Genomic DNA, 25,534 nt, shown 5'->3' with positions numbered 1-25,534 from the left:
CCGATGCCTCACGGCCCGGTCCCGGTTCGCGACGGCTCGATCACGTAGCCGAGGCCGCGCATGGTGACGATCCGGGGGCCGGTCTCGCCGAAATGCCGGCGCAGGCGCGCGACGTAGACCTCGATCGCGTTGGGCGAGATCTCCTCGTCGAACCCGAACACCTCGGCGGTCAGGCGCTCCTTCGACACCACGCGGCCCGCGCGGGTCATCAGCGATTCGAGGATCGCCAGCTCGCGCTTGCGCAGGGGCAGGACCTTGCCGGCCAGGGTCGCCACCTGTCCGGAGCGGTCCAGCACGAGAGCGTCGCAGGTCAGGATCGGGTCCGGCTGCCCGCTGGCGCGGCGCACGAGCGCGCGCACCCGCGCCTCCAGCTCGGCCGGGTCGAAGGGCTTGGCGAGGTAATCGTCCGCGCCGAGGTCGAGACCCGTGACCCGGTCGGCCACCGCCGCGCGTGCCGTCAGGATCATCACCGGAATCGGGAAGCCCGCCCGGCGGATTTCGCGCAGCACCTCGAAGCCGGAGCGGCCGGGCAGGCCGAGGTCGAGCACTACCGCGGCGTAGGCTGCGGTGCGCAGGAGATGCACCACGTCGGCACCGGTCGGGTCGTGATCCACCGCAAAGCCGCTCAGGCGCAACGAGGCCGCGATACCCCGGGCCAGCGCCGCATCGTCCTCGACGATGAGGATGCGCATCGCGTCACTCCCTCCCGCAACCCGGCCGGTCTCGAGGCGGGCCGGGGCGCTCCGCATCCTACGGCATCCGCACGCGCCGTGGACGAGGCCGCCCCGCGGGTCCCTAGTCTTGCCCCCATTCCTGCCGCAGGGAAACCGGGTCATTGCCAGCGCACCGCATGTCAGGATGGTGACAGGTTGGACGCTCTATCGTCGGCCCGGGAGGCGCACCACGAGATGCGCCGAGAAGGGATGGAAACGATGAGGATGCGGCTTGCCGTCACGCTCGCTCTCACGCTCGCCGCCGGCGCGGTCCAGGCGCAGGGGGTACCGCCGGGCTATCCGGCTTCCTACGCCGAGGTGATCGAGGCGGCCAACAAGGAAGGCGCGCTCTCGATCTACTCCACCACCGACGCGTCGGAGGTGTCCGACCTGCTCGCGCAGTTCCGGGCGCTCTACCCGAAGCTGAAGGTCGAGTACGCCGACCAGAACTCGACCGAACTCTACAGCCGCTACGTGGCGGAGGCGGCAGCGGGCAGCACCGCCGACCTGATCTGGTCCTCGGCGATGGACCTGCAGATCAAGCTCGTGAACGACGGCTACGCCCAGACCTACGCCTCGCCCGAGAAGGGGTCGCTGCCCGACTGGGCCAAATGGAAGGACCAGGCCTACGGCACCACCGCCGAGCCGATCGTCTTCGCCTACAACCGCAGGCTCGTGCCCGACGCCGAGGTCCCGCGCAACCACGCCGACTTCGCCAAGTTCGTGGCGGCCCGCAAGGCCGACCGCGGCAAGGTCACCTCTTACGATCCCGAGCGCTCCGGCGTCGGCTACCTGTACGTGACGCAGGACGTCCAGATCAGCCCCTCGGTCAGCTGGGACATCGTCAAGGCGATGGGGCAGGCAGGCGCCAAGTTCTACACCTCGACCGGCGCGATGATCGAGCGCGTCGTCTCGGGCGAGCACACGCTGGCCTACAATATGATCGGCTCCTACGTACTCCAGCGTAACCGCAAGGATCCGAACCTCGGCTTCGTCCTGCCCAAGGACTACACCCAGGTGATGTCGCGGATTGCCTTCGTCTCGGCGAAGGCGAAGAACCCGAACGCCGCCAAGCTCTTCCTCGACTTCCTGCTCTCGCGCGCAGGCCAGATCCAGCTCGCCCAGCACGCGATGACCTCGGTGCGGACCGACCTGCAGGAGAGCCACGGCATCACCAGCCTGCCGGGCGCCGCCGAAGTGACCCTGCGGCCGATCCGGGTCGGGCCCGAGCTCCTGGCCTCCCTCGACCAGATCACGCGCCTGCGCTTCATCAAGCAGTGGCAGCGCACGCTGGCGGCGAACTGACCCGATGCCCCGCGCGCTCCGCATCGCGGTCGTGCTCGCGACCGCGCTCCTGATCCTCAGCCCCGTGGGGCTGGTGATCTACCAGAGCTTCCTCAGCGGCCCCTTCTTCCAGCCGGCGAGCACCTTCACCACCCAGGCCTACGAGTTCGTCCTGTTCGAGGAGGACGATTTCCGCGAGGCCTTCGTCAACTCGGCGGTCATCGCCGCCGGGATGACGGCGATCGCGGTGCCGCTCGGCTGCATCGTGGCCTTCCTGCTCGTCCGCACGGACCTGCCGGGGCGCCGCCTCATCGAACCGCTCGTGCTCGTGCCGATGTTCGTCTCCTCGGTGGTGCTCGCCTTCGGCTTCGTCGTCGCGCTCGGGCCGGTCGGCATCGTCAGCCTGTGGGTGAAGGGCCTCGTCGGCGCCATCCCCTGGTACCTCTACTCCAAGACCTCGCTGATCCTGATCGCGGGCCTCACCCACGTCCCGCACGTCTTCCTGTACGCCTCGTCGGCCCTGCGGTCGCTGGGGTCGGACGTGGAGGAGGCCGCCCGTTCGGCCGGGGCCGGCCCGGTGCGGGTGGCGCTCACCGTCAGCCTGCCGATGATCATGCCGAGCATCCTGTACGCCTCGGTGCTGGTGTTCTTCCTCGGCTTCGAGCTGTTCGGCCTGCCGCTGGTGCTCGGCGACCCCGAGCGGATCATCGTGCTGGCGACCTACCTCTACAAGCTCACCAACAAGCTCGGCACGCCCTCCTACGACCTGATGGCCGTGGTGGTGGTGGCGATCATCCTGGTGACGCTGCCCCTCGTCTACACCCAGCGCCGGCTGCTCGCCGCGGCCAACCGCTACGTCGCCGTGAAGGGCAAGGCGAGCGCGCAGCGTCCGCTGGCGCTCGGCGCGTGGCGCTGGCCGGCCACGGGGCTGATCGTGGCGTGGCTGTGCGTCACCGTGGTGGTGCCGGTCGCCGCGCTGGTGCTGCGCTCGTTCCTCTCCACCTGGGGCGAAGGCGTGAGCATCTGGGACAACCTGACGCTCAGCCACTTCCGGGACCTGATGGGCTACCCGAACCTCGTGCGCGGCATCCTCAACACGCTGCTCATCGCCTCGGTCGGCGGCGCGCTCTCGGTGGCCTTCTACACGCTGATCAACCTCGCGCTGCACCGCTGGCGCTCGCGCTGGACCGCCCTGATGGACTACCTCGTGCTGGTGCCGCGCGCCATGCCGGGGCTGATCGCGGGCCTCGCGATGTTCTGGCTCTTCCTGTTCACCCCCGTGCTCCAGCCCCTGCGCCAGACCCTGTTCAGCCTGTGGCTGGCCTACACGCTGGTCTGGCTCGCCTACGGCATGCGGCTCGTCAGCGCCTCGCTGCTGCAGATCGGGCCGGAGCTGGAGGAGGCGGGCCGCGTCGTCGGCGCGCGCCCGGCCCAGGTCAGCCGCGACGTCACCCTGCCGCTGATCCGGGCCGGGCTGATCGGCTCCTGGGTCCTCGTCTTCGTGACCTTCGTGCGCGAGTACTCGACCGGGGTCTACCTGCTGAGCCCCGGCACCGAGGTGATCGGCTCGCTCCTCGTCTCGCTGTGGGGCACGGGCGCCGTCGATCTCGTCACGGCCCTCTCCACCGTCAATCTCGCCCTCATCCTCGTCGGCCTCGGCCTGATGTTCGCGCTCGGGAACAAGCGCCATGCCTAAACTCGTCATCGAAGACCTGCACCTGCGCTACGGCCCCGTCGAGGTGCTCAAGGGCATCGACGCCCGCTTCGAGGAGGGGTCGGTCGTCTGCCTCCTCGGGCGCTCGGGCAGCGGCAAGACCACGCTCTTGCGCTCGATCGCCGGGCTGGAGGAGCCCTATCGCGGCGCGATCCGCATCGACGGGCGGCCCGTCTACGACGCGGGCGCCCGGGTGAACCTGCCGCCCGAGAAGCGCGACCTCGGCTTCGTGTTCCAGTCCTACGCGCTCTGGCCGCACAGGACGGTGTTCGAGAACGTCGCCTACGGCTTGCGCCTGCGCCGCGAGGGCAAGGCGGAGATCGCCGCCAAGGTGCAGACGGCCCTGGACGGGGTCGGCCTCGGGGCGCTGGCCGCGCGCTATCCTTCGCAGCTCTCGGGCGGGCAGCAGCAGCGCGTCGCCATCGCCCGCGCCCTGGTCTACGAGCCCCCGGTGATCCTGCTCGACGAGCCGCTGTCGAACCTCGACGCCAAGCTGCGCGAGGAGGCCCGGATCTGGATTCGCGCGCTCATCAAGCGGCGCGGCATCACCGCGGTGTTCGTGACCCACGATCAGAGCGAGGCCCTGGCCATCGCCGACCAGATCGTCCTTCTGGACGGCGGGCGGCTCGTCCAATCGGGTACGCCCGAGGATCTCTACGAGCGACCCGAGACGGCCTTCGCCTCCGAGTTCATGGGCTCGAACAACACCCTGACGGTCGCCGTCGAGGAGCGGCGCGAGGGCCGGGTGCGGGTCGCGCTCGACGGCCACTCCCTCTGGGGCCTCGACCGGCGCCAGGGTCCGGCTGCGGACGGGTCGGCCAAGGCCGTGATCCGCCTCGAAGCGGTGCGGCTGGCCGAAGGCCCGGGCGAGAACCGGCTGCCGGCCGCCTACGAGACCTCGATCTATCTCGGCAGCCAGTTCGAGCACCTCTTCCGCTGCGGGGACCAGACCGTCCGGGTCCTGTCCGACCGGCGGGCCACGCCGGGCCCGCACTGGCTGGAATGCCCGCCCGAGCGGCTCTGGGTGTTCTGAGCCGCCGGGACGCCGAACCGGGCGCACGCCCGGTCCGGCGATCGGCTGCGCGCGATTCCGGATTTTGACCCGTTGTTGTGGGTTTGCGATAAGCTGATCGTGTAGGGCAAAAATTGATAAGAAGCAGATCTTAAGAATAATAGCCGCTTCTCGAAATTGAGTGCCCACAGTCCGAATAAGAGATGCGCGGTTCCGCTCGCCGATGCCGCGGCGGGGATATACCCCACGGGACGGACCCGGCCGGCTTGCATCGTCCCAGTCCAAAAAAAGGCCCTGCCAACCTGGGAGGCGGCAGGGCCAGATGTCGACTTGGGGCCTCGGAAGCATCCCCGGCCTTCTTCTCCGCCGATTCGAAGGTCGGATCGGTTGAGAGAGCGGGCCTGAGGGCTGCGCCAACGGTTGGACTCTGCCGCCGTGCTGCCGGCTCTGCCTTCACAAAAGTAAAGATCCAGCGTTAATTCTGTCGATCCGCATACAGGCCGGGCGCCTCCGGGCCGGCTCCGTCACGGCAGCAGCATCAGCAGCGTGCTGAGTATCGCCGGGCCGGCGATAATGTGGTCATCCTGTCGCGTCGTGAACGAGCTGTCGCGGAGCGCCGGGAGGTGATTCGATCCGTGATCGCATGGCCCTGGATCGCCTCGGACTGACTCCGCCCGATTTCGTCCCGCGCGTCGCCCGGGGTGAACGGCTGCGGCGGCGCGGCGTCGATCACCGGCCGGGGCGGCGGCCGCCGTTGCTGCGGCGCTCGTAGTGCTTGGCGACGCGCAGGTGGCGCGAGATGGCGTAGTTCATTGCCGTGAGGAAGCCGTAGACGCCGCGCGCGAAGTGGCGCCGGCCGACATACGCCTTGAGGAAGTTCGCCGGCAACTCGACGAAGACCCGCCAGGTCGGGATGGCGACGCCGCGGGCCGCGAGATCGTCGGCCTGCTGGTCGGAATAGCGGTTGAGCTTGTCGAGCTGGTCCCCGAGCGAGCGCACCGAGAAATGGTGGATCACGCCCCGCAGGCGCCGCGTCGGCGTGCCGGGCGCGAGGTCGACCCGGTCGTGCACCGGCGAGGGCGAGTAGCGCCCGCGGTCGCGCCGGTAGAGCCGCACCGGCCAGAGGGTGTAGGCCCAGCGGTGGGGGCGCGTCTCGCCGGGGAAGATCTCGGCGATGCCGAGCCGGTAGGCCGGGACGGGGGGCTCGCCGCCCGCGAAGAGGCCGCGGATCTCCGCCGCGAGGTCCGGGGGCACCACCTCGTCCGCGTCGACGTTCAGCATCCAGACGTGTCGGCAGAGTTCCTCGGCGAAGCGCTTCTGCGGTCCGTAGCCCGGCCAGGGATTGTGCACCACGCGCGCGCCGAGCGAGGCGGCCACCTCCTGGGTGCCGTCGGTCGAGCCCGAATCGACCACGATCACGTCGTCGCTCAGGTCCCGCACGGCCCGGATCGTGGCCCCGATCCGGTCGGCCTCGTTCTTGGCGATGATGAAGATGGAGAGCGGGAGCGGCGGGGCCATCGGACGGGGAGGGGGCGCGCGGGCGCCGGGCGATGCCTCGCCGAGGAGCCGGGAAGGGCGGACGAGGGGGTGCGGCGGGACCTTGGCCCGCGGCGGCCTGCTTAGACCGAGCACGGGGCCGGCGACAAGCGGCGGCGGTGCCACAGCAGGGCAATTGGGCTTCGCCCGATTGTCGATATGGCGGGCGCGAAGGGCGCCCCGCGCAGCGGGTCCGAGAGGACGGATGTCCTCCCGGACACCGAGCGGAGCGAAGCCCAGGCCGCGGATGCGGCCGCCGGCGCTTGAGGCCAAGCCAATCAACCAGGGCAATCGGGTTCACCCGATTGCCCTGGTGCCACAGCCGGGCCGGAAGTCGGCCGCTCCCGGGGCCGCGCCCCATTCGTGCCGCATCCGCAGGGCTTCCCCCTCGTCAGGTCGGGGAGGCGAGGCGCGGCATGGCGGTCTGGGCACGGTTCGGTCGCGCGGGGCGCGGTGCGGCGCTCCTTCTCGGCGCGGGGTGGCTCTCGGCCTGTGCCGGGACCCCGCACGGGGTGCTGCTCCCCGTCGCCGCCACCGCGCCGGGGACGAGCCGCGTCGAGATGCTGGTCGCCACGACCCGCAGGAGCGCCGCCGACCCGGGCGTGCTGTACTCGGGCGAGCGCGCCGGCCTGTCCTTCACCGACATCGCGGTGTCGATCCCGCCCGATGCCGTGCGCGAGCCCGGCACCGTGCAGTGGCCCCGATCCCTGCCGGGCAACCCCGCCACGGATTTCGTCGCGCTGCGGACCGCTCCCCTCGACCGCCTGGAGGAGAGCGCGCGCCTGCGCCGGGGCGGGCGCGGCGCCAGGCGGCCGGTGCTCGTCTTCGTGCACGGCTTCAACAACCGCTTCGAGGATGCGGTCTTCCGCTTCGCCCAGATCGTCCACGACACCCGCGCGGAGGTGACGCCCGTGCTGTTCACCTGGCCCTCGCGCGGCAGCGTGCTGGCCTACGGCTACGACCGGGAGAGCACCAACTATTCGCGAAACGCGCTCGAAGCGGTGCTGCGGCGCCTCGCGCAGAACCCGGAGGTGGGCGAGGTCACGGTGCTGGCCCACTCGATGGGCAACTGGCTGGTGCTCGAATCGCTGCGCCAGATGGCGATCCGCGACGGCCGCGTGCTGCCGAAGATCCGCAACGTCGTGCTGGCCGCGCCCGACGTGGACATGGACCTCGCCCGCGAGGCGTTCCGCGACATGGGGCCGAACCGCCCGCATCTCAGCCTGTTCGTGTCGCAGGACGACAAGGCGCTCGCCGCCTCGCGGCTCGTCTGGGGCAACAGCACGGCCCGGCTCGGCGCCATCGATCCCGAGGCGGAGCCCTACCGCAGCGAACTCGCCCGCGAGAACATCACGGTCCTCAACCTCACCGCGCTGAAATCGGGCGATGCGCTCAACCACGGCAAGTTCGCCGCGAGCCCGCAACTCGTGCAGGTGCTCGGCACCCGTCTCGCGCAGGGCCAGACGATGACCGACGCGCGCGTCGGTCTCGGCGACCGCATCGTCCAGATGACCGCGGGCGCGGCCGCCACGGTGGGCACCGCGGCGGGGCTCGCGGTCTCGGCGCCCGTGGCCGTCATGGATCCGCAGAGCCGCGACAGCTTCGGCGAGCACGTCCGGAGCGTCGGCCAAGGCCTCAGCGACACGGCGGACGCCACCATGGACCTTGCCCGCGAGCCGGGCCGCGCCCTCTCGGGGCGCTGAGCCTACACCGCCTCGGCCAGCGGCCGCATCACCGCGTAGAGGTCGGCCTTGGCCTCGAAGCCGATGCCCGGCGCATCGGGCATCGCCACGCGGCTGTCGCGCACCGGCACCGCATCGGCGAAGCCGCCGAAGGGGGCGAAGACGTCCGGGTAGCTCTCGTTGCCGCCGAGCCCCAGGCCCACCGCGATGTTGAGGGCGAACTGGTGTCCGCCATGCGGCACGCAGCGCCGTGGCGACCAGCCGTGGTCGCGCAGCACGTCGAGGGTGCGCAGGTACTCCACCAGCCCGTAGGACAGGGCCGGGTCGAATTGCAGCACGTCCCGGTCGGGCCGCAGGCCGCCGTGGCGGATCAGGTTGCGGGCGTCCTGGTGCGAGAACAGGTTCTCGCCGGTGGCGAGCGGCCCCGCATAGGTGGTGGCGAGGGCCGCATGGGCGAGGTAGTCGAGCGGATCGACCGGTTCCTCGTACCAGCGCAGCCCCAGCGGCGCGACGGCATGGCCGAAGCGGATCGCCTCTTCGAGGCCGAAGCGGCCGTTGACGTCGACGCAGAGCCGGCTGCCGTCGCCGCCGAGGAGGCCGAGCACCGCCTCGATCCGGGCGAGGTCCTCGTCGAGCGGCACCAGCCCGACCTTCATCTTCACGGTCGAGTAGCCCCGGTCGAGGTAGGAGCGCATCTCGTCCTTGAGGGCGTCGAGCCCCTTGCCCGGGTGATAGTAGCCGCCCGCGGCGTAGACCCAGGCGGCCTCGTCCGCCCGTCCCCCGTTGTAGCGGTCGGCGAGCAGCCGCCACAGGGGCACCCGCTTGGCCTTGGCCAGCGCGTCCCACAGGGCCATGTCGAGGACGCCCACCGCCACCGACCGCTCGCCGTGCCCGCCGGGCTTCTCGTTGCGCATCATCGCCGTCCAGGCGCGGTGCGGGTCGATCAGCCCGTCCTCGCCGAGCAGGCTTTCGGGCGCGGCTTCGAGCAGGCGGGGGATGAAGCGCTCCCCGAGCAGGCCCCGCGGCGCGTAGCGCCCGTTGGAGTTGAATCCGAAGCCGACCACCGGCCGGCCCTCGACCATCACGTCCGTCACCACCGCAACGACGCTCGCCGTCATGGCGGAGAAGTCGATGAAGGCGTTGGCGATCTGCGACTTGATCGGGACGACGTCGTCCCGGATGGCGGTGATGCGCATGCGGCCCCCGAAGCCGGCCGGAGGTGCCCCCGGCGGGCGCTCATTCCGGGCCATACCCTGACGCAGTAGCCTCCCGTCCGCGACCGGGCAAGGAGGCGGGGCGGGCCGGCCGGAAACCCGGACCGGTCCCGCCTTAATGCGCCCGCACCGCGCGGGCGATGTCGTCGAACTGGCGCTGCAGCCGGCTCACGTGTTCCCAGGTGGCCTGACGGGTGCAGGCGCCCATCGTCATGCCGTAGTACATCAGGCCCGCATCCCGCCGCTGGCGGCAATCGCTGTAGCCCGGGCCGATCGTGACGGCTGCGAGGAGCGCGGCCGTGATCCCGATCCGGACGAGGACGCGCAGCGGCCAGGGCACGTAGGAAATCGGTTTCTCGGCCGGCGCCTCGCGCACGCTGCGATAGGACACTTGCGCCTGCGCCCGGGCCTCCGGTGCCGGCCGCGCCGTGCCGGCCGCCCGACCGAAGCGGTCCGGGGGAACGCCGCCCGACGGGTGGCCCCAGCCGCCCCATCCCTTCGATCCGCCCATCTGCGTCCCCACTCCGTGATCCTCGGCAAACGAGGCTGGCACGGATCGCTTAACGTAAGGTCAGCTTGCCCGCGGGGGCCGGTGCTCCGCTTGACTCAGGCCTGCCGCCCGCGGTCAACCGGGCGCGTCCCTGACCTGAGACGGATGCCCGGAATGCTCTCGCTTCTCGACCTGCGCGCCCGGATCGATGCCGGCACCCTGACCCCGCACGGGGCGGTCGGCCTCGCGCGCGAGGCCATCGCGGCGCGGGACGACGCCGTCCGGGCCTTCGCGTGCCTGGATCCGCGCCCCGCCGTGGCGCAGGAGGGGCCGCTCGCCGGGATCGCGGTCGGCATCAAGGACATCATCGACACCGCCGACCTGCCGACCGGGATGGGGTCGCCGATCTATGCCGGCTGGCGCCCGAAGGCCGATGCGCCGGTGGTGGCGCGGCTGCGCCGCCTCGGCGCGGTGCCGCTGGCCAAGACCACGACCACGCCCTTCGCCTTCCTCGACCCGACCGCGACGCGCAACCCCCGCCATTCCGGCCACAGCCCGGGCGGCTCCTCGGCGGGCTCGGCGGCCGCGGTGGGGGCCGGGATGCTGCCGCTCGCGCTCGGCACCCAGACCGGCGGCTCGGTGATCCGGCCCGCCGCCTTCTGCGGCGTGGTCGGGGTCAAGCCCTCCTTCCGCCTGCTCCCGACCGTGGGGGTGAAGTGCTACTCCTGGGCGCTCGATACGCTGGGGCTGTTCGCGGCCCGGGTCGGTGACGCCGCCCGGGCGCTCGCGCTGCTGGCCGAGCGGCCCGGCATCGATCTCGTGGCGGACACGGGTGCTCCGCGCATCGGTGTGGTGGTGCCGGATTTCTGCGACGAGGCGGAGGCGGACGCGCTGGCGGCCCTGCAGCGGGCGGCGCGCGCCGCCGAGCGGGCGGGGGCGCGCGTGCACGACCTCTCCCTCGCGCCGCTCTTCGGCGAGGCCTTCGCGTGCCACCCCGTCATCCAGGACTACGAGGCGCGCCAGGCGCTGGCCTGGGAATACGCCCATCACCGCGAGGCGCTGCCGCCGCTCCTGCGCGCCGCCCTCGACGCGGCGCAGGACGTCGGCACGGACGCCTACGACGCCGCCCGCCGCACCGCCCACCGGGCGCGGCGCAGCCTCAAGGACGTCTTCGGCGAGGGCGACGTCGACGTGATCCTCACGCTCTCGGCGCCGGGCGCCGCGCCCGAAGGGCTCGCCTCGACGGGAGATTCCCGCTTCAACCGCCTCTGGACGCTGATGGGCGTCCCCTGCGTGACCGTGCCGGTGGAGACGACCGGAGGCGGCCTGCCGCTCGGGGTGCAGGTGATCGCCCGCTTCGGCGACGACGGGCGGGCGCTCGCCGCCGCGCGCCTGATCGAGCGGGCGGTCGGGTAGATGACGCGGCGCGACGCGCCCCGGCTCGGGATCGGCATCACCACCTACGACCGGCTCGGCCGCCTCGCCGAGACCCTCGACGGCGTGGCCCGCCATACGCGCACGCCGCACCTGCTGATGGTCGCCGACGACGGTTCGGGCGACGGCACGCCCGCGTGGCTGCGCGAGCGCGGCGTCTCCCACATCGCCGCCGCGAACCGCGGCATCGCCTGGAACAAGAACCGGCTGCTGTACTACTTCGCCCATGTGGCGGCCTGCGACACGATCATCCTGCTCGAAGACGACACCGTGCCGGCGGGCGAGGGCTGGGAGGTGCCGTTCGTGGAAGGCGCGCGGCGCTACGGGCATGTCAATTTCGCGAGCCCGGGCCTCGATGCGGCCGCCACCTGCGGGACGGGCACGGTCGCCGACCCGTTCCGCTCCCCCGTCACCTCCGGCAATTGCGCCGCCTTCAGCCGGCAGGCGATCCGGGCGGTCGGGTTCATGGACACGCGCTTCCGCCGCTACGGCTACGAGCACGGCGAGCATACCGAGCGCATGGTGCGTGCCGGGTTCGGCGGCGAGGCCGCGACCCGGGCGATCTACCTCGTGTCGAGCCCGGTCACGGTGCACGAGATCGGCGCGCGCGACTACGCGGCCGACCTCACGGTGAACGGCGAGGTTTATCTGCGCCTGCGCGAGGACAAGAGCGTGTTCCGCCCCGCCTGGCGCTCGCTTGCCGCACTGCGCGATCTGCGGGCGGAGTTGCGCGCGGCGGTGATCCACGAGGCCGTCCCGCGCCGCCGCCGCTTCCTGCGCACGACCTACGCCGTCATGCTCTGGCCCGACCGCGCGCGCCTGCCGTGAGCCGACCCGTGCTGATCACCGCCTTCGGCCCCTTTCCGGGCATGCCGGTCAACCCGAGCGAGGCGGTGGCCCGCCTGCTCGCCCGCTCGCCCCGGCTCGCCCTGGCGGCGGGCGGGCGGCCGGCCCTGCGCATCCTGCCCACGGCCTACGCGGCGCTCGCGACCCATCTCGAGCCTGCCCTCGCGGAGGCGCCCGCGGCGGTGCTGATGATCGGGGTCGCGGGCCGCAGCCGGCGGGTGCGGGTCGAGATGCGGGCGGTCAACCGGGCGAGCCGGCTGTTTCCGGACGCCGGCGGGCGCCTCGCCGCGCACCTCACGCTGGAGCCGGAGGGGCCGTTCCAGCGCCGGGCCGGGCCGGCCGCCGTGAAGGCCCTGGCGCAGCTGCGCGGCCGCATCCCGGTGCGTTCCTCGCGGGACGCGGGCCGCTACCTGTGCAACGCGTCCTACTACCGGGCGCTGGCCGGGCCGGTCCCGGTGCTGTTCCTGCACATCCCGCGCCCGCCCCGCAGCGGTGCCCGGGCCTGGGCGCAGCGCCTCGCCGCCGCCTTCGCGGAGGTGGCCGTGCTGCTGCTGCGCGAGGCCCGCGGGCGCACCGGGGTGCCCCCGCCGTGAGGCGGGCGGCTAAGCAGACTTGCGTTGGCAAGCCAACGCTTCGTCTGCTCAGGCTCTTGTTTCGTCGCAGATTTTCGTCGCAAAACCGGCTGCCACTTTTGCGAAATCTGCCTACGCCGCCGTCCAGCCGCCGTCCACCGAGAGGTTGGTGCCGGTGATCTGGCTCGCCGCGTCGGAGCAGAGGAACACCGCGATCGCCGCCACCTGATCGACCGTGACGAACTCCTTGGTCGGCTGGGCGGCGAGCAGCACGTCGTGGATCACCTGCTCCTTGGTCAGGCCCCGCGCCTTCATGGTGTCGGGGATCTGCTTCTCGACGAGCGGCGTCCAGACGTAGCCCGGGGAGATGCAGTTCACCGTGATCTTGTGGGTGGCGAGTTCGAGGGCCGCCGTCTTGGTCAGGCCCGCGATGCCGTGCTTGGCCGAGACGTAGGCGGACTTGAACGGCGAGGCGACGAGCGAATGCGCCGACGCCGTGTTGATGATCCGGCCCCAGCCCCGCTTCTTCATGCCCGGGATCGCCGCCCGCATGGCGTGGAAGGCCGAGGACAGGTTGATGGCGATGATCTGGTCCCACTTCTCGACCGGGAAATCTTCGATGGCCGAGACGAACTGGATGCCGGCGTTGTTCACCAGCACGTCGACGGCGCCGAACGCCGCCTCCGCCTCGGCGATCATGCCGGCGATCGCCTCGGGCTTGGACATGTCGGCGGCGGAGTAGAGCGCCTTCACGCCGAACTCGGATTCGATGCCCGCGCGCTCGCGCTCGATCTCGTCGGGCTGGCCGAAGCCGTTGAGGACGACGTTCGCGCCCTCGCGCGCCAGCGCCCTCGCGATGGCGAGCCCGATGCCGCTCGTCGAGCCGGTGACGACGGCGCTCTTCTGGGTCAGGGTCATGCGGGTCTCCTGGGTTGGACGGGCGGGGGCCTCACGCGAGGTAGTCGTGCAGCACGTGCCCGTACGGGAGGGTGAAGTCCACCACTTGGTGGCGCCCGCGCACGACGCGGCGCACCGGCAGGTCGGCGACGCGGCAATTGGCGTGCGGGATCAGGTGCAGGCGCGCCTCGCCCTCCCAGGCGCCGTGGACCGTGATGTCCTCCAGGCGGTAGCCGACGAGCTGGGCCACCTTCGCGCTCCCGTCCACGTCGGGCAGGAGCTTGAGGTTGACGTTGAGCTGGCCGATCCCGTCGCGCACCTGATCGAGCCGGTCGGCGAGGCTGTGGTGCTTGTAGGTCATGGTGCCCATCGCCACCCGCTCGTCGTCGTAATGCAGGGTGCCGGTGAGCGTGTCCTTGGTCAGCTTGAGGCGGGGCACGCCGTACTTCTTCGGGAAGCCCCAGATCTCGCGCCCGGCGGTGATCGGCGGCTCGTCGTCGAGGTACATCTGGACCGAGAAGTTGCAGGGCGTGCCCTGGTAGGTGGCCAGCACGCCGGTGCCGCTCTCCTCGTAGTCGCCGAAGCCGGAGGAATCCGGCATCTTCATCCACTCGTAGTAGGCGAGGTTGCCGGGCGCCGGCTCGAGCGGCTCGGGCAGCGCCGCGCGCAGGGCCTCCGGGTCGGTCTCGTAGGTGATGATGAGGTACTCGCGGCGGATGAAGCGGAAGGGGCCGCGCGGGTAGCTCGGGGAGAAGACCGGCATGGAGGGGCCACGCAGGATCTCGTCGCGGGTCATGGCGCTGTCACTCCTGTGCGCGGGGGCAGGGGTGCCCCGGCTTGGAATCTCAGTCGCGGGCGTCGCGCGTCAGGTCGAAGACGGCCACGCCCGCCTCCGGCCGGCAGCGGGCGAGCCAGTCGCGGTGGCGCAGCGAGCGGCGCACGTCGTTGCGCCCGGCCGTCCAGTGCTCCAGCATGGTCTGGCGCGAGAACTCGTAGTCCTTGGCGTTGCCTTCGTAGTTCTTGCGCCGGTAGATCAATTGCAGGATCGTCACCGCGTTCTCGTGGCTCACCTTGGACAGGAAGGCCACGTCCGGGTCCTGGCGCAGCTCCGGCGGCAGCTTGTCGGCGAGGCGCCGGAAGGCGGTCTTGGCCATCCGGATCTGCGCTTGGTCGTCGGTGTTGAGCCGGGTCCGGCTGGAGAAGCGGATGTCCTTCTCCCGCTCGGCCGCCTCCGAGAGCGTGCGCGGCATCGGCCCGCGGGCGCTGAACAGGTCGACCTGGAAGATCATCAGGTCGCGCTGACGCTCCTCGTCGAGGACGTGCTGGAGCGGCGTGTTCGAGACGAGGCCCCCGTCCCAGTAATGCTCGCCGTCGATCTCGACCGGCGGGAAGCCGGGCGGCAGCGCCCCGGAGGCCATGATGTGCTCCGGCCCGATCCGGTCGTGGTGGTTGTCGAAGTAGACGAAGTTGCCGGTGCGCACGTTGACGGCCCCGACGCTGAGGCGGGTCTCGCGCCGGTTGATGCGGTCGAAATCGACCAGCGAGAGCAGCGTCTCGCGCAGGGCTGCCGTGTCGTAGTAGCTCAGCGCCTCCGGCGCGCCGGGCGGGTAGAGGTAGGCCGGCGGCACGCGCGGCACGAAGAAGCCGGCGACCCCGAAGGTCGCCCCGAAATTCGCGCTGACCTCGTTGAACAGGGTGCGGGCCTGCTCGCCCGGCCAGAGCGGGCTGATCTGGAAGCCCGAGGTGACCTGCTCCCAGAAGCTGCGCAGCCGCGCGATGCGATGCTCGGGCGGGTTGCCGGCGATGAGCGCGGCGTTGATCGCCCCGATTGAGATGCCGGCCACCCAGTCGGGGTCGACGCCGCCCTCCTGCATCGCCTCGACGACACCGGCCTGGTAGGAGCCGAGCGCGCCGCCGCCCTGCAGCACGAGCACGTGGCCCTCGTCCCGGTCCTCCGTGGCCGACGCCATCGCTCAACCTCCGCATACACCGCCGCGGCGCCCTGCGGCCACGGTCTTGCCCGAGTAGATGACGCGGGCATGACGGTCAGCAAGGCTCATGCCGGGTCGAGGCGGCGTCGCGCTCTCCGGCGCATCGGGCCTGAGGCGGGAGGGAAGCCTGCCGCAAAGGAGGGTTTTGCATGGAGGGTCTTGCTGGGAGGGTCTCAACGGCGCGCCGGGCCGCCGAAGGCGCTGACCCGACCCGCCCGGACGATGACGCCCCGGCGACGTGACGGGATCGGGCCATCGCCTGCCGCGCTCCGCGCGGGTTGACAGGGGCCGGCCGCTCCGCCAAGCCTCCGCCGCCCGTGGCCGTGGCCCTCGCGCGCCGCTCGCCCACGGCCGTCTCCGGCTCGGCCCCCGCGGTCCGGCCGCCCTCCACGCCCGGCCCCGCGCCCCTCGCCGGACCGACCTGCACGGGATCCGATGCGCTCCTACCTCGACTTCGAAAAGCCCGTCGCCGAACTCGAAGCGAAGCTGGAGGAGCTGCGCGCGCTGGGAGACCGCGACGGTGCGGTCTCGATCAGCGACGACGTCTCGCGCCTGGAGACCAAGGCCGCCGCCGCGCTCGCCGAACTCTACGCGACGCTCACCCCCTGGCAGAAGACCCAGGTCGCCCGCCACCCGCAGCGCCCCCATTTCGTCGATTACTGCGCCGCCCTCATCTCCGAGTTCACGCCGCTCGCCGGCGACCGCAGCTACGGCGAGGACGAGGCGGTGGTCGGCGGCTTCGGGCGCTTCCGCGGCCGGCCCGTCTGCGTGATCGGGCAGGAGAAGGGCGCCACCACCGAGGCGCGCATCCGGCACAATTTCGGCATGGCCCGCCCGGAGGGCTACCGCAAGGCCGTGCGCCTGATGGACCTCGCCGACCGCTTCGGCCTGCCCGTCCTCACCTTCGTGGACACGGCGGGCGCCTATCCGGGCATCGAGGCGGAGGAGCGCGGGCAGGCCGAGGCCATCGCCCGTTCGACGCAGGCCTGCCTCGCGCTCGGCACGCCCAACGTCGCGCTGGTGATCGGGGAGGGGGGCTCGGGCGGCGCCATCGCGCTCGCCACCGCCAACAAGGTCCTGATGCTCGAACACGCGATCTACAGCGTGATCTCGCCGGAGGGCGCCGCCTCGATCCTGTGGCGCGATGCCGGCCGGGCGCAGGACGCCGCCACCGCCATGAAGATCACCGCCCAGGATCTGCTGCGGCTGGGCGTGATCGACGGCATCGTGCCCGAGCCCACCGGCGGCGCGCACCGCGACCCCGCCGCCGCCCTCAAGGCCGCCGACGAGGCGATCGCGGCCGCCCTCGACGGTCTGTCCGGCCTCGGTCCCGACGCGCTGCGCGACCAGCGCGCCCAGAAATTCCTCGAGATCGGCCGCAGGCTGTGAGCCGGGGGCTCGCCGCGCGCGTCCTGCGGGGCCTCGGCGGCCGCCGCAGCGCGCGCGAGCCGGGCCGGCTCAACCACGTCTCGCTGGGCAGCCACTGCCACATGGCCCACCTGCTCAAGGGCGCGGGCCTGCGCGGCTGGTCGGGTCCCTTCGACTGGATCTTCTCCAACGCCCGCATGGTGCGCCACTGCCTCGCGGACGACTTCGCGACCCTCCTCGACCGCTCGGCCTATCGCAGCGTGCCGCTGGCCGAGCGCCTCGGCCCCGACGTCACCCGCTGCCGCCACCGCGAATACGGCGAGGCCTACGGGCTGCCGGTGGTGTTCAACCACCATGACCCGGCGGTCTCGGACGAGGATTACCGCTTCCTGCAGGAGGGCGTGCGGCGCCTGCGCACCGCGCTGGCCGACCCGGAGGCGGAGAACCGCCTCTACCTCCTGGCGACCCTGCCGGTGGAGCCGGAGGATGCGGTGGCGATCTGCGACATCCTGTCCCGACACCCGTCGCGCAACCGCCTGATGGTGATGCAGGTGGAGGCCGGCGCGCCCGCGCCGACGGCGCGTCGCGTCGATCTCGGACGGGCCGCCCTCGCTTTCCACGCGATTCACACCCGCAGCGCCTCGCTCGGCCTTCGTTTCGCCGAAGAGGCTGACGATGCCTTTGTTCTCCGCCTGATCCGGTCCGAAACGTGGCCGGATGGGAACAGGCCCAGTTGAACGCGCACCGGAACCCGCTCGGATTCTTGCGGTAAGGTTCGGTCAAGTTTAACGAAGCTATGGGGTGGAGTGGGCCGGCGGTGCGCAGCATGCTGGGCCGCGGCTTGGGTCGAGAACGGGGAGCCCCATGGCGAAGCGTGCGGTGCTGGCGACGAGCGGTCTTGCCCTCGCCCTCTCCCTGGCGGCCTGCCAGGACGGCGGGTTCTCCGGGAGCGGCTCGACCCGGCACCTGCAGCCGATCCCGCAGAAGACCCTGGCGCTGATGTCCACCAAGGGCATGTCGGCGAGCGACCCGATCCTGATCCGGGCCTTCAAGAAGGAATCGGAGATGGAGGTCTGGAAGCGCGGCAGCGACGGCCGCTATGCGCTGCTCAAGACCTTTCCGATCTGCCGCTGGTCGGGCCAACTCGGGCCGAAGCGCAAGGAGGGCGACCGGCAGGCGCCGGAGGGGTTCTACACGATCACCCCGGGCCAGATGAACCCGAACTCCTCCTATTACCTGTCCTTCGACACCGGCTACCCCAACGCCTTCGACCGCGCGAACAACCGCACCGGCAATTACCTGATGGTGCACGGCACCTGCTCGTCGGCGGGCTGCTTCGCCATGACCGACGAGGCGATCGCCGAGATCTACGCCATCGCGCGCGACGCCTTCGCGGGCGGGCAGCGGGCGTTCCAGTTCCAGTCCTACCCGTTCCGGATGACGGCGCAGAACCTCGCCAAGTACCGGCACGACCCCAACATGCCGTTCTGGAAGAACCTCAAGGAGGGCTCGGACCATTTCGAGGCCCTGAACGAGGAGCCCCGGGTCGGGGTGTGCGGCACGCGCTACGTCTTCGGCGGCCAGGACGTGGCGGCCGGCGCCTGCGCGCCGCGGGTCGATCCCGTGGTGGTGGCCAAGCGCGACAAGGACGAGCAGGAGGTGGCCGACCTCGTCGCCAAGGGTACGCCGGCGGTGCGGGTGGTCTATCAGGACGGCGGCCAGCACCCGTTCTTCCGCGGCGATGCGCCGAGCACCACCCTGTTCGCCGAGCAGCAGATCCGCCGGCCGGAGATGGGCATCATCAGCCGGCCCGACGCGATCGCGGCGGGACCCGAGGAGATCACCGTCGACGCCAAGGGCAAGCCGGTGCTCGTCGCGGCGGCCAAGCCGGCCGACGGCAAGGCCGCCGAGGCGAAGCCCGCGGAGGCGCCCGACGCCCGCAGGGGCGCGCCCCGGCCCACGGCCCTCGCCTTCGCGGCGCCGGCCGCCACGCCCGCCCCCATCCCGTCCCGCGAGGCCGCCCAGGCGCTCGATCCGGCCCCGAAGCCCGCCCCCGTCGTGGTGGCGAGCGCCGAGGACGATCCGTCGGCCTACCGCAAGCTGCTCGGCAGCCTGTTCGGGAGCACGCCGGCGCCCACCGCCCCCGCTGCTCTGCCGCCTGCCACCCCGACGCCCGCCGCGGCCGAGCCGTCGGCGCCCGCCGCGCCCAAGAAGGTGACGGCCCGCCTGCACCCGCCGGTCACCGCCGCGGCCAAGCCTGCCGATGGGGTCAAGCCTGTCGAGGCGAAGAGGCCCGATGCCGCGCCACCGGCCAAGGCGCCGGACCACAAGGCGTCGGACGGCCGGCATCCGGAGGCGAAGCCCGCCGAGGCTCCGGCCAAGCGCGCGGCCGCGCCGGGCACCCACCGCGTCGCAGGGGTCTCGCCGAGCCCCTGAGCGGGCTCGCCCATGCACCGGCGCTTCGCGGCGAGGTCCTGGCGCATCCTCGCGGGTGCCGGCTTGCGGGACGGGCTCGGTGCTCTCGTGACGCGAGAGCCTCGGCCGGTCAGAGGTGGAGCGCCTCGCGGGTGCGCGGATCCTCCTGGCCGCCGAAATAGGTCTCCAGGGCGGCGCGAAACGCCGGCTCGGCCGGATCCGCATGCGCGAACAGCGTCATGCTGGAGCGGAACTTCATGTCGTCCGGCGTTCCGAACACCGCGCGAGCCGTCCGCCCGCTCAGCGCGTTCACGGCGGCGGTGCAGGCCTTCAGCCGGTCACCCAGCACCGGATGGTTCAGGTAGGCACGGGCTTCCGGCAGGCCGCCGATCGCATAGCGCTGCGCCATGGGGCTGAACCCGAGCCCCGCGATCTGCGGGAAGATGAACCACATCCAGTGGCTCTGCTTGTGTCCGGCGGTCAGCTCGCCCAGGGCCCGCTCGTAGGTGCCCTCCTGCGCCGCGACGAACCGCGCGAGATCGTAGGGATCGTCCATGCGCCCTCCTGCCCGCCTGGTGCGGATCGCCTGCGCTCGAACGCGCCGGACGGCCTGGCCGGCTTCGCCTCAGGCGCCGCGGCCCGCCTCCGGCGTGCCTGAGGCGGAACCGGCCCGGACGACCCGCAGGCGCCGCCGCTCGGCCTCCTGCCGCACCGCATCGTAGAGCAGGTAGCCGAGACCCGCACCGATCAGGGCCGCCGGGACGCCATTCTCCCGGATGGTCTGAAGCAGGCGCCGGGCGGTCACGCCGGCTGCCTGGGCGGGCGCCTGCGTGCCGATCAGATCCTCGGCGAGGCCGGAGAGCGTGAGGCGCGCCTGAAGCGTGTCGAGCGTGCGATCCAGCCGCGCCCGCGTCGCCTCGACCTCGTGCTCCATCTCCTCCGGCGAGCCGGTCATGGTCTGCGCTCCGGTTTCCGGACGTCCGGCGTCGCGGCGGCGGGCACCAGCGCCCGCGAGCGCGGGATCGGCCGCAAGCCGGGCGCCCGCACGAGCCGGAACAGGGCGTAGCCTGCGAGCGCCGCCGCCGCGAAGGCGAGAGCGGGATGCCGGCGGACCGCGGCGTCGACCTCGTCCCGGATCTCGCCCAGGGAGCGGCGGGCGAGGCCGTCCGCGAACTCGTCCACGCCCTCGGCGGCGCTGTCGAACAGCCCCCTCAGGTGGGGCGCGGGGCCGAAACCCGCGCCCGTGTCGCGGATCGCGCCGGCGAGATCGGAGACCGCCCGGACCGCATCGGCCTTGCGGGTTTCGACATAGCCGTGGGCCTGGGCCAGGACGCGCTCCGCGAAGCCGTCGCCCCGCCCCTGATCGCGGCCGGCCGGACCGGCACCCAGTCCGTTGGTGTCGTTGAGCATGGCAGCCTGTCTCCTCGACGCGGAGGTGTGCGTGGCGCCGGGAGAACCCCAGGCGAGTATCGGGGTTCCATGCGCGGTCCGGCTGGGCGGCGGGCGCGACCAGCCTCCTCCCCCAGGGTGGCGTCAGATGGCGCCGGGCCTTGCCCCGGGCGGGGGCAACGCGCCGCCCGGCAGCATCTCCGCCAGCCGGACCAGCGACCCGCGGGCGGAGCGGTGATGGATGAACCGCCCGCCGGCCTGCTCCCAGAGGTGGCGATGCGTGAGCGTATCGTCGATCAGGATGTCGCCCGGGCGGCCATGGCGGCGCTTGTCCACGGCCATGCAGGTGATGATGGGCGTGCCCGGGAAGTGCCGGGCGGCCCACCGCTGCTTCTGCGGTTCTGCCCAGCCGCCCCGCGGGCAGCCGGTCAGGATCACGGGGGCGAGGTGGCGCACGCCCGAGAACAGCATCTCCGCATCCGGCATCAGCGGAAGCTGCCCGTAGAAGTCGGGTGCGCGCGCGAGCCTGCTCCAGAACCGGGCGGGGCCGTGGCGCGCCTGGTACTGCCGCGGCGGGCACCCCAGCACCCGGGCCGCGCCGGTGTCGAAATCGGCCAGCACGCCGTCGCAGTCGAGGAAGAGCTGCATCGCCGCGGCAACGCCCGGCGCCGCGGCCGGATCCCCGGGCGGTGGGCGGCGTTGGGCCAGACCGCCAGCCCCGGAGACGCCATGAAGCCTCCGACCACGCCCGACCTGTCGCTCGTGCGCCTGCCCGACGCACTGCTCCACGTGGCCTGCGCCGGGCCGGCCGGCGGCCCGCTCACGATCCTGCTGCACGGCTTTCCCGAGTTCTGGTTCGGCTGGCGCCATCAGATCGACGCTCTCGCGGCGGCGGGCCTGCGCGTGCTGGCGCCCGACCAGCGCGGCTACAATCTCAGCAGCAAGCCTCGGGATCTCGCCGCCTACCATCTCGACCGCGTCGCCGACGACGTGCTGGCGCTGGCCGACTTGTAGGGCGCCGAACGGATCAGGCTCGTCGGCCACGATTGGGGCGGCATCGTCGGCTGGTGGCTGGCCTCGCGGTCGCCCGAGCGGATCGAGCGGCTCGCCGTCCTGAACGCCCCGCATCCCGACATCCTCGCGGCCTATGCCCGGCGCCATCCCGTGCAGGCGCTGCGCGTCGGGTATTTCGCGGCCTTCCAGGTGCCGCGCCTGCCGGAGGCCGGGCTGCGCGCCGCCGGCTTTCTCGCCTTGCGGCAGGCCCTGCACCTGACGAGCCGGCCGGGCACCTTCTCGGCCGAGGACATCGCCCGCTACCGCGAGGCGTGGTCGCAGCCCGGCGCCCTGGAGGGGATGCTCAACTGGTATCGCGCCGTGCGGTTCAGGCGCCGCCGCGTCGAAGGCCGGGTCCGCGTCCCGACCCTGATCCTGTGGGGCCGCAAGGACGTGGCCCTGAGCCCCGACCTCGCCGCCGCCTGCCTGGATCACTGCGAGGACGGGCGGATCGAATGGCTGCCGGAGGCGACCCACTGGCTCCACCACGAGGAGCCGGCGCGGGTGAACGCCATGCTGACCGCCTTCCTGCGCGCGTAGATGATGCGGCGGCGCGCCGTCCTGACGCTGGCCGCGCTTCTGGGCGCAAAGCGGACCTCCTCCCACCCCGAACAGAGAGACGCGAGGCGCATGTCCCACGTGGTCCTTCTCGGCGATTCCGTGTTCGACAACGGCGCCTACGTGCAGGGCGGCCCCGACGTGGTGCGCCAGGTGCGGGCCGTCCTGCCGGATGGCGGAAGGGCGACGCTTCTGGCGGTGGACGGGGCGGTGCTCGCCGACCTGCCGCGCCAGCTCGCCCGGCTGCCCGAGGACGCCACGCATCTGGTCGTCAGCGCGGGCGGCAACGACGCCCTGCGGGCCTCCGGGGTGCTCGATCGGCCGGCCGGCTCGATCGCCGAGGCGGTCGCGGCGCTCGCCGAGGTGCGAGACCGGTTCCGGGAGGCGTACCGCGCCATGCTCGACGCGGTGCTGGCCCGCGGCCGGCCGGCCGCCATCTGCACGATCTACGATCCGCGCTACCCCGACCCGGCGCGCCGCAGCGTGGCCGCGGCGGCGCTGACGCTCCTCAACGACGTCATCACCCGCGAGGCGTTCGCCCGGGATCTCACCCTGATCGACCTGCGCCTCCTGTGCGACGAGGACGCGGACTTCGCCAATCCGATCGAACCCTCCGTGCGGGGCGGCGACAAGATCGCGGGCGCCATCGCGGCGATGCTGCGGGAGCCGTGTCCGGGCCGCCGCGTCTTCGCCCGGCCGTGAGCGCACGGGGTCTGTGATGGCCCCGCGCGTGATGCGGGTCCGCCCCGGTCGGACGCTCAGCAGGGCGTCCGACCGGCGGCGGCGCGCGTGTTCAGCGGCCCGACCCGCTTCCGGGCTTGGTCTCGCTGCTGGTGTTGCTGCCCCCGCTATGCCCGCTGGTCGATCCACCGGCGCCCTGTGCGAAGGCGAAGCCGGCACTGCCCAGGGTCAAGGCGAGGGCGAGAACGGCTGCGGGCCACGGCTTGACGGTCATGTCTGCACTCCATCGCGGTCGATGACGATCCGGCGGGACAACGGACGCGCGTCGAGACGGTTCTGGAATCTTTCGGCCATCGGACGAGGCCCCTCATCCCAGCAGGCGGTCGCCGTGGCCGGTGCGGTTCGCGCCACGGCCTCGCCCGGGGTATCGGGATCAACCGACCGGCCGTTTCATGAGCTGCGATGTCCCAGATCCCCCTCTCCTGGTTCGCCCGTCCGGCCGCCGCGGCGGCGGCCGACCTGATCGGATGCCGCCTCCTGGTCGACGGCGTGGGCGGCATCATCGTGGAAACCGAGGCCTACGACCGCTCCGACCCGGCCTCGCACAGTTTCCCGGGGCCGACACGGCGCAACGCCAGCATGTTCGGCCCGCCCGGGCACGCCTACGTCTACCGCTCCTACGGGCTGCACTGGTGCATGAATCTCGTCTGCGAGGTCGGCAGCGCGGTTCTGGTGCGGGCGCTGGCCCCGACCGCGGGGCTCGACCGCATGGCGGCGCGGCGGAACACGGCGGCGGCGCGCCTGCTCTGCGCCGGACCGGGCCGCGTCTGCCAAGCGCTGGCCATCACCGGCGCGCATGACGGCCTGCCCCTCGACCGCGCTCCGTTCCAGCTCCTGACGCCTGAGGGACCGGTCGCGGTGGTGTCCGGTCCCCGCATCGGCATCACGCGCGGCACCCAGACGCCCTGGCGGTTCCTCCTCGCAGGCTCGCCCTTCGCGAGCCGGCCGCCGCCGCGCCGCACAGCACCGTCGTGACGTCGAGCGGCGCCCTGCCTCGCGCCGCATCCGCCTGCCGGGCGCGAACCATCGACGGCGTCGATCGTTGCTCTCGGCTGCCCTCGAGGCAGGGGAGCGAGACGCCGATGACCGAGACGATCGCCGCCACCGCCGTGACGGGCAACGCCCGCGGAACGCCGGACCGGGTGCCGATCGGCACGATCGTCGAGACCGACATCGCGGCCCGGCTCGACCGGCTGCCCTGGGGCCGGTTCCACACTCTCGTCGTGCTGGCGCTCGGCATCACCTGGGTGCTCGACGGCCTGGAGGTGACGCTCGCCGGCACCCTCATCGGCGCGCTGATGGAGAGCCCGACCCTGCGCTTCACGGCGACCGATATCGGTCTGGCTACCAGCGCCTACCTCGCGGGCGCGGTGCTCGGCGCGGTCGGCTTCGGCTGGCTCACCGACCGGCTCGGGCGCAAGAAGCTGTTCTTCATCACGCTGGCCACCTACCTGGCGGCCACCACGGCGACCGGATTGTCCTGGGACATCTGGAGCTTCTGCCTCTTCCGCTTCCTCACCGGCGCCGGCATCGGCGGCGAGTACACGGCGGTCAACTCGACCATTCAGGAACTCATCCCGGCCCGCGCCCGCGGCTGGGTCAATCTCGCCATCAACGGCACCTTCTGGCTCGGGGCGGCCGCGGGCTCGTTCGCCTCGGTGGTGCTGCTGAACAAGGACATCATCGATCCGCAGACGGGCTGGCGGGTCGCCTTCTTCATCGGCGGCGGCATCGGCCTCGTCATCCTGCTGCTGCGCTCCTGGATCCCCGAGAGCCCGCGCTGGCTGCTCACGCACGGACGCATCGCGGAGGCCGAGGCGGTCGTGGCCGGCATCGAGCGCCGGCTGAAGGAATCCGGGGTGGCGGTGCCGCCGCCCCCCGCGCACCTGCCGACCCTGAAGATCCGCACGCGCTCGCACACGCCGTTCACCGCGGTGTTCAGGGCGATGCTGGTGGATTACCGCGTCCAGACGCTGGTGGGCCTGAGCCTGATGATGGCGCAGGCCTTCTTCTACAACGGCGTGTACTTCACCTACGGCATCATCCTGCTCAAGGATTTCAACGTGCCCTCCGACCATGTCGGCTGGTACCTGCTGCCGTTCGCGGCCGGCAACTTCCTGGGCCCGGTGATCCTGGGGCGGTTCTTCGACTCGATCGGCCGCCGGCCGATGCTGGCCTTCACCTACGGCGTCTCCGCGCTGCTGCTCGCCGTCGTCGGCCTGCTGTTCCAGCAGGCGCTGCTCGGCCCGGTCGGCCAGACCGTCGCCTGGATGGTGGTGTTCTTCTTCGCCTCCGCGGCGGCGAGTTCAGCCTATCTCACGGTGAGCGAGACCTTCCCGCTCGAAGTGCGCGCGCTGGCGATCGCGGTGTTCTACGCCATCGGCACCGGCATCGGCGGCGTCATCGGCCCGTGGCTGTTCGGGGCGCTGATCGACACGGGTTCGCGCACCAACGTATTCTACGGCTACCTGATCGGCGTGGCGCTGCTCGCCGTGGCGGCGGCGGTGGGCGGCATCTGGGGTGTTGCGGCGGAAGGCAAGTCGCTGGAGGAGGTCGCCAAGCCGCTCGCATCGGTGGAGTGACGCTGCGGCAGGCGCTGGCGTGCCGGTCCGGGTGTCTCAGGCC

At 72.2% G+C, this 25,534-nt stretch carries 25 protein-coding genes and 1 pseudogene; 14 read left to right on the top strand and 12 right to left on the bottom strand.

The window, feature by feature from the left end; all coding sequences use genetic code 11:
* Positions 1 to 8 precede the first annotated feature (8 nt).
* On the bottom strand, positions 9 to 692 hold the full coding sequence (locus MFF61_RS00545) for a response regulator (protein WP_238233158.1): 684 nt from the start codon (positions 690 to 692) through the stop codon (positions 9 to 11).
* 240 nt (positions 693 to 932) lie between these two features.
* Here MFF61_RS00545 and MFF61_RS00540 point away from each other — a divergent pair, with 240 nt between their 5' ends.
* Genes MFF61_RS00540 through MFF61_RS00530 form a run of 3 tightly spaced genes read left to right on the top strand, consistent with a single transcriptional unit; the run spans position 933 to position 4,744 of the window.
* Positions 933 to 2,018 (top strand): ABC transporter substrate-binding protein, encoded by a 1,086-nt coding sequence (locus MFF61_RS00540; protein ID WP_238233157.1) that lies wholly within the window; start codon positions 933 to 935, stop codon positions 2,016 to 2,018.
* 4 nt (positions 2,019 to 2,022) lie between these two features.
* The gene (locus tag MFF61_RS00535) at positions 2,023 to 3,693 is read left to right on the top strand and encodes an ABC transporter permease (RefSeq protein ID WP_238233156.1); all 1,671 of its coding nucleotides are present in this window, start codon (positions 2,023 to 2,025) and stop codon (positions 3,691 to 3,693) included.
* Positions 3,686 to 4,744: an ABC transporter ATP-binding protein gene (locus MFF61_RS00530; RefSeq protein ID WP_238233155.1), complete on the top strand. Its 1,059-nt coding sequence runs from the start codon at positions 3,686 to 3,688 to the stop codon at positions 4,742 to 4,744. The genes MFF61_RS00535 and MFF61_RS00530 overlap by 8 nt, the downstream gene beginning before the upstream one ends.
* 708 nt (positions 4,745 to 5,452) lie before the next feature.
* Here the strand turns inward: MFF61_RS00530 and MFF61_RS00525 are convergent.
* Positions 5,453 to 6,241, bottom strand: coding sequence for a glycosyltransferase family 2 protein (locus MFF61_RS00525; protein ID WP_238233154.1), 789 nt, complete (start codon positions 6,239 to 6,241; stop codon positions 5,453 to 5,455).
* 434 nt (positions 6,242 to 6,675) lie between these two features.
* Between MFF61_RS00525 and MFF61_RS00520 the strand changes: the two genes are divergently transcribed.
* A complete protein-coding gene (locus MFF61_RS00520) occupies positions 6,676 to 7,962 on the top strand; it encodes an alpha/beta hydrolase (RefSeq protein ID WP_238233153.1) in 1,287 nt (428 codons plus the stop codon).
* 2 nt (positions 7,963 to 7,964) lie between these two features.
* Here MFF61_RS00520 and MFF61_RS00515 read toward each other — a convergent pair whose 3' ends face one another.
* Positions 7,965 to 9,137: a mandelate racemase/muconate lactonizing enzyme family protein gene (locus MFF61_RS00515; protein ID WP_238233152.1), complete on the bottom strand. Its 1,173-nt coding sequence runs from the start codon at positions 9,135 to 9,137 to the stop codon at positions 7,965 to 7,967.
* 133 nt (positions 9,138 to 9,270) lie between these two features.
* Positions 9,271 to 9,666, bottom strand: coding sequence for a hypothetical protein (locus MFF61_RS00510; RefSeq protein ID WP_238233151.1), 396 nt, complete (start codon positions 9,664 to 9,666; stop codon positions 9,271 to 9,273).
* 153 nt (positions 9,667 to 9,819) lie between these two features.
* Here MFF61_RS00510 and MFF61_RS00505 point away from each other — a divergent pair, with 153 nt between their 5' ends.
* From MFF61_RS00505 to MFF61_RS00495, 3 genes are read left to right on the top strand one after another with little or no spacing between them, the layout of a single operon-like run.
* Complete coding sequence (locus MFF61_RS00505) at positions 9,820 to 11,061, top strand: amidase (protein ID WP_238233150.1); 1,242 nt, start codon at positions 9,820 to 9,822, stop codon at positions 11,059 to 11,061.
* The gene (locus MFF61_RS00500) at positions 11,062 to 11,907 is read left to right on the top strand and encodes a glycosyltransferase family 2 protein (RefSeq protein ID WP_238233149.1); all 846 of its coding nucleotides are present in this window, start codon (positions 11,062 to 11,064) and stop codon (positions 11,905 to 11,907) included.
* Positions 11,908 to 11,915: 8 nt separating this feature from the next.
* Positions 11,916 to 12,518: a pyroglutamyl-peptidase I family protein gene (locus tag MFF61_RS00495; RefSeq protein ID WP_238233148.1), complete on the top strand. Its 603-nt coding sequence runs from the start codon at positions 11,916 to 11,918 to the stop codon at positions 12,516 to 12,518.
* 111 nt (positions 12,519 to 12,629) lie between these two features.
* On the opposite strand, the gene MFF61_RS00490 is transcribed toward MFF61_RS00495, so the two are convergent.
* Genes MFF61_RS00490 through MFF61_RS00480 form a run of 3 tightly spaced genes read right to left on the bottom strand, consistent with a single transcriptional unit; the run spans position 12,630 to position 15,364 of the window.
* Positions 12,630 to 13,415, bottom strand: a complete 786-nt coding sequence (locus tag MFF61_RS00490) for a 3-hydroxybutyrate dehydrogenase (RefSeq protein WP_238233147.1) — start codon at positions 13,413 to 13,415, stop codon at positions 12,630 to 12,632.
* A gap of 31 nt (positions 13,416 to 13,446) precedes the next feature.
* Complete coding sequence (locus MFF61_RS00485) at positions 13,447 to 14,190, bottom strand: acetoacetate decarboxylase (protein WP_238233146.1); 744 nt, start codon at positions 14,188 to 14,190, stop codon at positions 13,447 to 13,449.
* A gap of 49 nt (positions 14,191 to 14,239) precedes the next feature.
* Positions 14,240 to 15,364, bottom strand: coding sequence for a patatin-like phospholipase family protein (locus tag MFF61_RS00480; RefSeq protein WP_238233145.1), 1,125 nt, complete (start codon positions 15,362 to 15,364; stop codon positions 14,240 to 14,242).
* 456 nt (positions 15,365 to 15,820) lie between these two features.
* Here MFF61_RS00480 and MFF61_RS00475 point away from each other — a divergent pair, with 456 nt between their 5' ends.
* From MFF61_RS00475 to MFF61_RS00465, 3 genes are all read left to right on the top strand, one after another.
* A complete protein-coding gene (locus tag MFF61_RS00475) occupies positions 15,821 to 16,774 on the top strand; it encodes an acetyl-CoA carboxylase carboxyltransferase subunit alpha (protein ID WP_238233144.1) in 954 nt (317 codons plus the stop codon).
* Entirely contained in the window at positions 16,771 to 17,490 is a 720-nt protein-coding gene (locus MFF61_RS00470) for a DUF1796 family putative cysteine peptidase (RefSeq protein WP_238233143.1), read from the top strand. The genes MFF61_RS00475 and MFF61_RS00470 overlap by 4 nt, the downstream gene beginning before the upstream one ends.
* Positions 17,491 to 17,617: 127 nt before the next feature.
* The gene (locus MFF61_RS00465) at positions 17,618 to 19,189 is read left to right on the top strand and encodes a L,D-transpeptidase family protein (protein ID WP_238233142.1); all 1,572 of its coding nucleotides are present in this window, start codon (positions 17,618 to 17,620) and stop codon (positions 19,187 to 19,189) included.
* 109 nt (positions 19,190 to 19,298) lie between these two features.
* Here MFF61_RS00465 and MFF61_RS00460 read toward each other — a convergent pair whose 3' ends face one another.
* From MFF61_RS00460 to MFF61_RS00445, 4 genes are all read right to left on the bottom strand, one after another.
* Positions 19,299 to 19,724, bottom strand: coding sequence for a DUF1810 domain-containing protein (locus MFF61_RS00460; RefSeq protein ID WP_238233141.1), 426 nt, complete (start codon positions 19,722 to 19,724; stop codon positions 19,299 to 19,301).
* Between the two features lie 69 nt (positions 19,725 to 19,793).
* The gene (locus MFF61_RS00455; protein ID WP_238233140.1) at positions 19,794 to 20,123 is read right to left on the bottom strand and encodes a DUF3618 domain-containing protein; all 330 of its coding nucleotides are present in this window, start codon (positions 20,121 to 20,123) and stop codon (positions 19,794 to 19,796) included.
* Positions 20,120 to 20,578 (bottom strand): hypothetical protein, encoded by a 459-nt coding sequence (locus tag MFF61_RS00450; protein WP_238233139.1) that lies wholly within the window; start codon positions 20,576 to 20,578, stop codon positions 20,120 to 20,122. Before MFF61_RS00450 ends, MFF61_RS00455 begins: the two co-directional genes overlap by 4 nt.
* A 123-nt stretch (positions 20,579 to 20,701) precedes the next feature.
* Entirely contained in the window at positions 20,702 to 21,205 is a 504-nt protein-coding gene (locus MFF61_RS00445; RefSeq protein ID WP_238233138.1) for an HAD family hydrolase, read from the bottom strand.
* 81 nt (positions 21,206 to 21,286) lie between these two features.
* On the opposite strand from MFF61_RS00445, the pseudogene MFF61_RS00440 reads away from it, so the two are divergent.
* Together MFF61_RS00440 and MFF61_RS00435 are read left to right on the top strand one after the other, a co-directional pair.
* Positions 21,287 to 22,150, top strand: a pseudogene (locus tag MFF61_RS00440) (alpha/beta fold hydrolase).
* Between the two features lie 90 nt (positions 22,151 to 22,240).
* Positions 22,241 to 22,870: an SGNH/GDSL hydrolase family protein gene (locus tag MFF61_RS00435; protein WP_238233137.1), complete on the top strand. Its 630-nt coding sequence runs from the start codon at positions 22,241 to 22,243 to the stop codon at positions 22,868 to 22,870.
* Between the two features lie 91 nt (positions 22,871 to 22,961).
* On the opposite strand, the gene MFF61_RS00430 is transcribed toward MFF61_RS00435, so the two are convergent.
* Positions 22,962 to 23,123, bottom strand: coding sequence for a hypothetical protein (locus tag MFF61_RS00430; protein WP_238233136.1), 162 nt, complete (start codon positions 23,121 to 23,123; stop codon positions 22,962 to 22,964).
* Positions 23,124 to 23,311: 188 nt separating this feature from the next.
* Here MFF61_RS00430 and MFF61_RS00425 point away from each other — a divergent pair, with 188 nt between their 5' ends.
* Positions 23,312 to 23,884: a DNA-3-methyladenine glycosylase gene (locus MFF61_RS00425; protein WP_238233135.1), complete on the top strand. Its 573-nt coding sequence runs from the start codon at positions 23,312 to 23,314 to the stop codon at positions 23,882 to 23,884.
* A 107-nt stretch (positions 23,885 to 23,991) separates the two neighbouring features.
* Positions 23,992 to 25,491, top strand: a complete 1,500-nt coding sequence (locus MFF61_RS00420) for an MFS transporter (RefSeq protein WP_238233134.1) — start codon at positions 23,992 to 23,994, stop codon at positions 25,489 to 25,491.
* The last annotated feature ends 43 nt before the right edge of the window (positions 25,492 to 25,534 follow it).

Source organism: Methylobacterium isbiliense (assembly GCF_022179325.1).
Classification (GTDB): Bacteria; Pseudomonadota; Alphaproteobacteria; order Rhizobiales; family Beijerinckiaceae; genus Methylobacterium; species Methylobacterium isbiliense.
The sequence above is the reverse complement of the archived record's forward strand: the minus strand, read 5'-3'. Positions and strand labels throughout refer to the sequence as shown.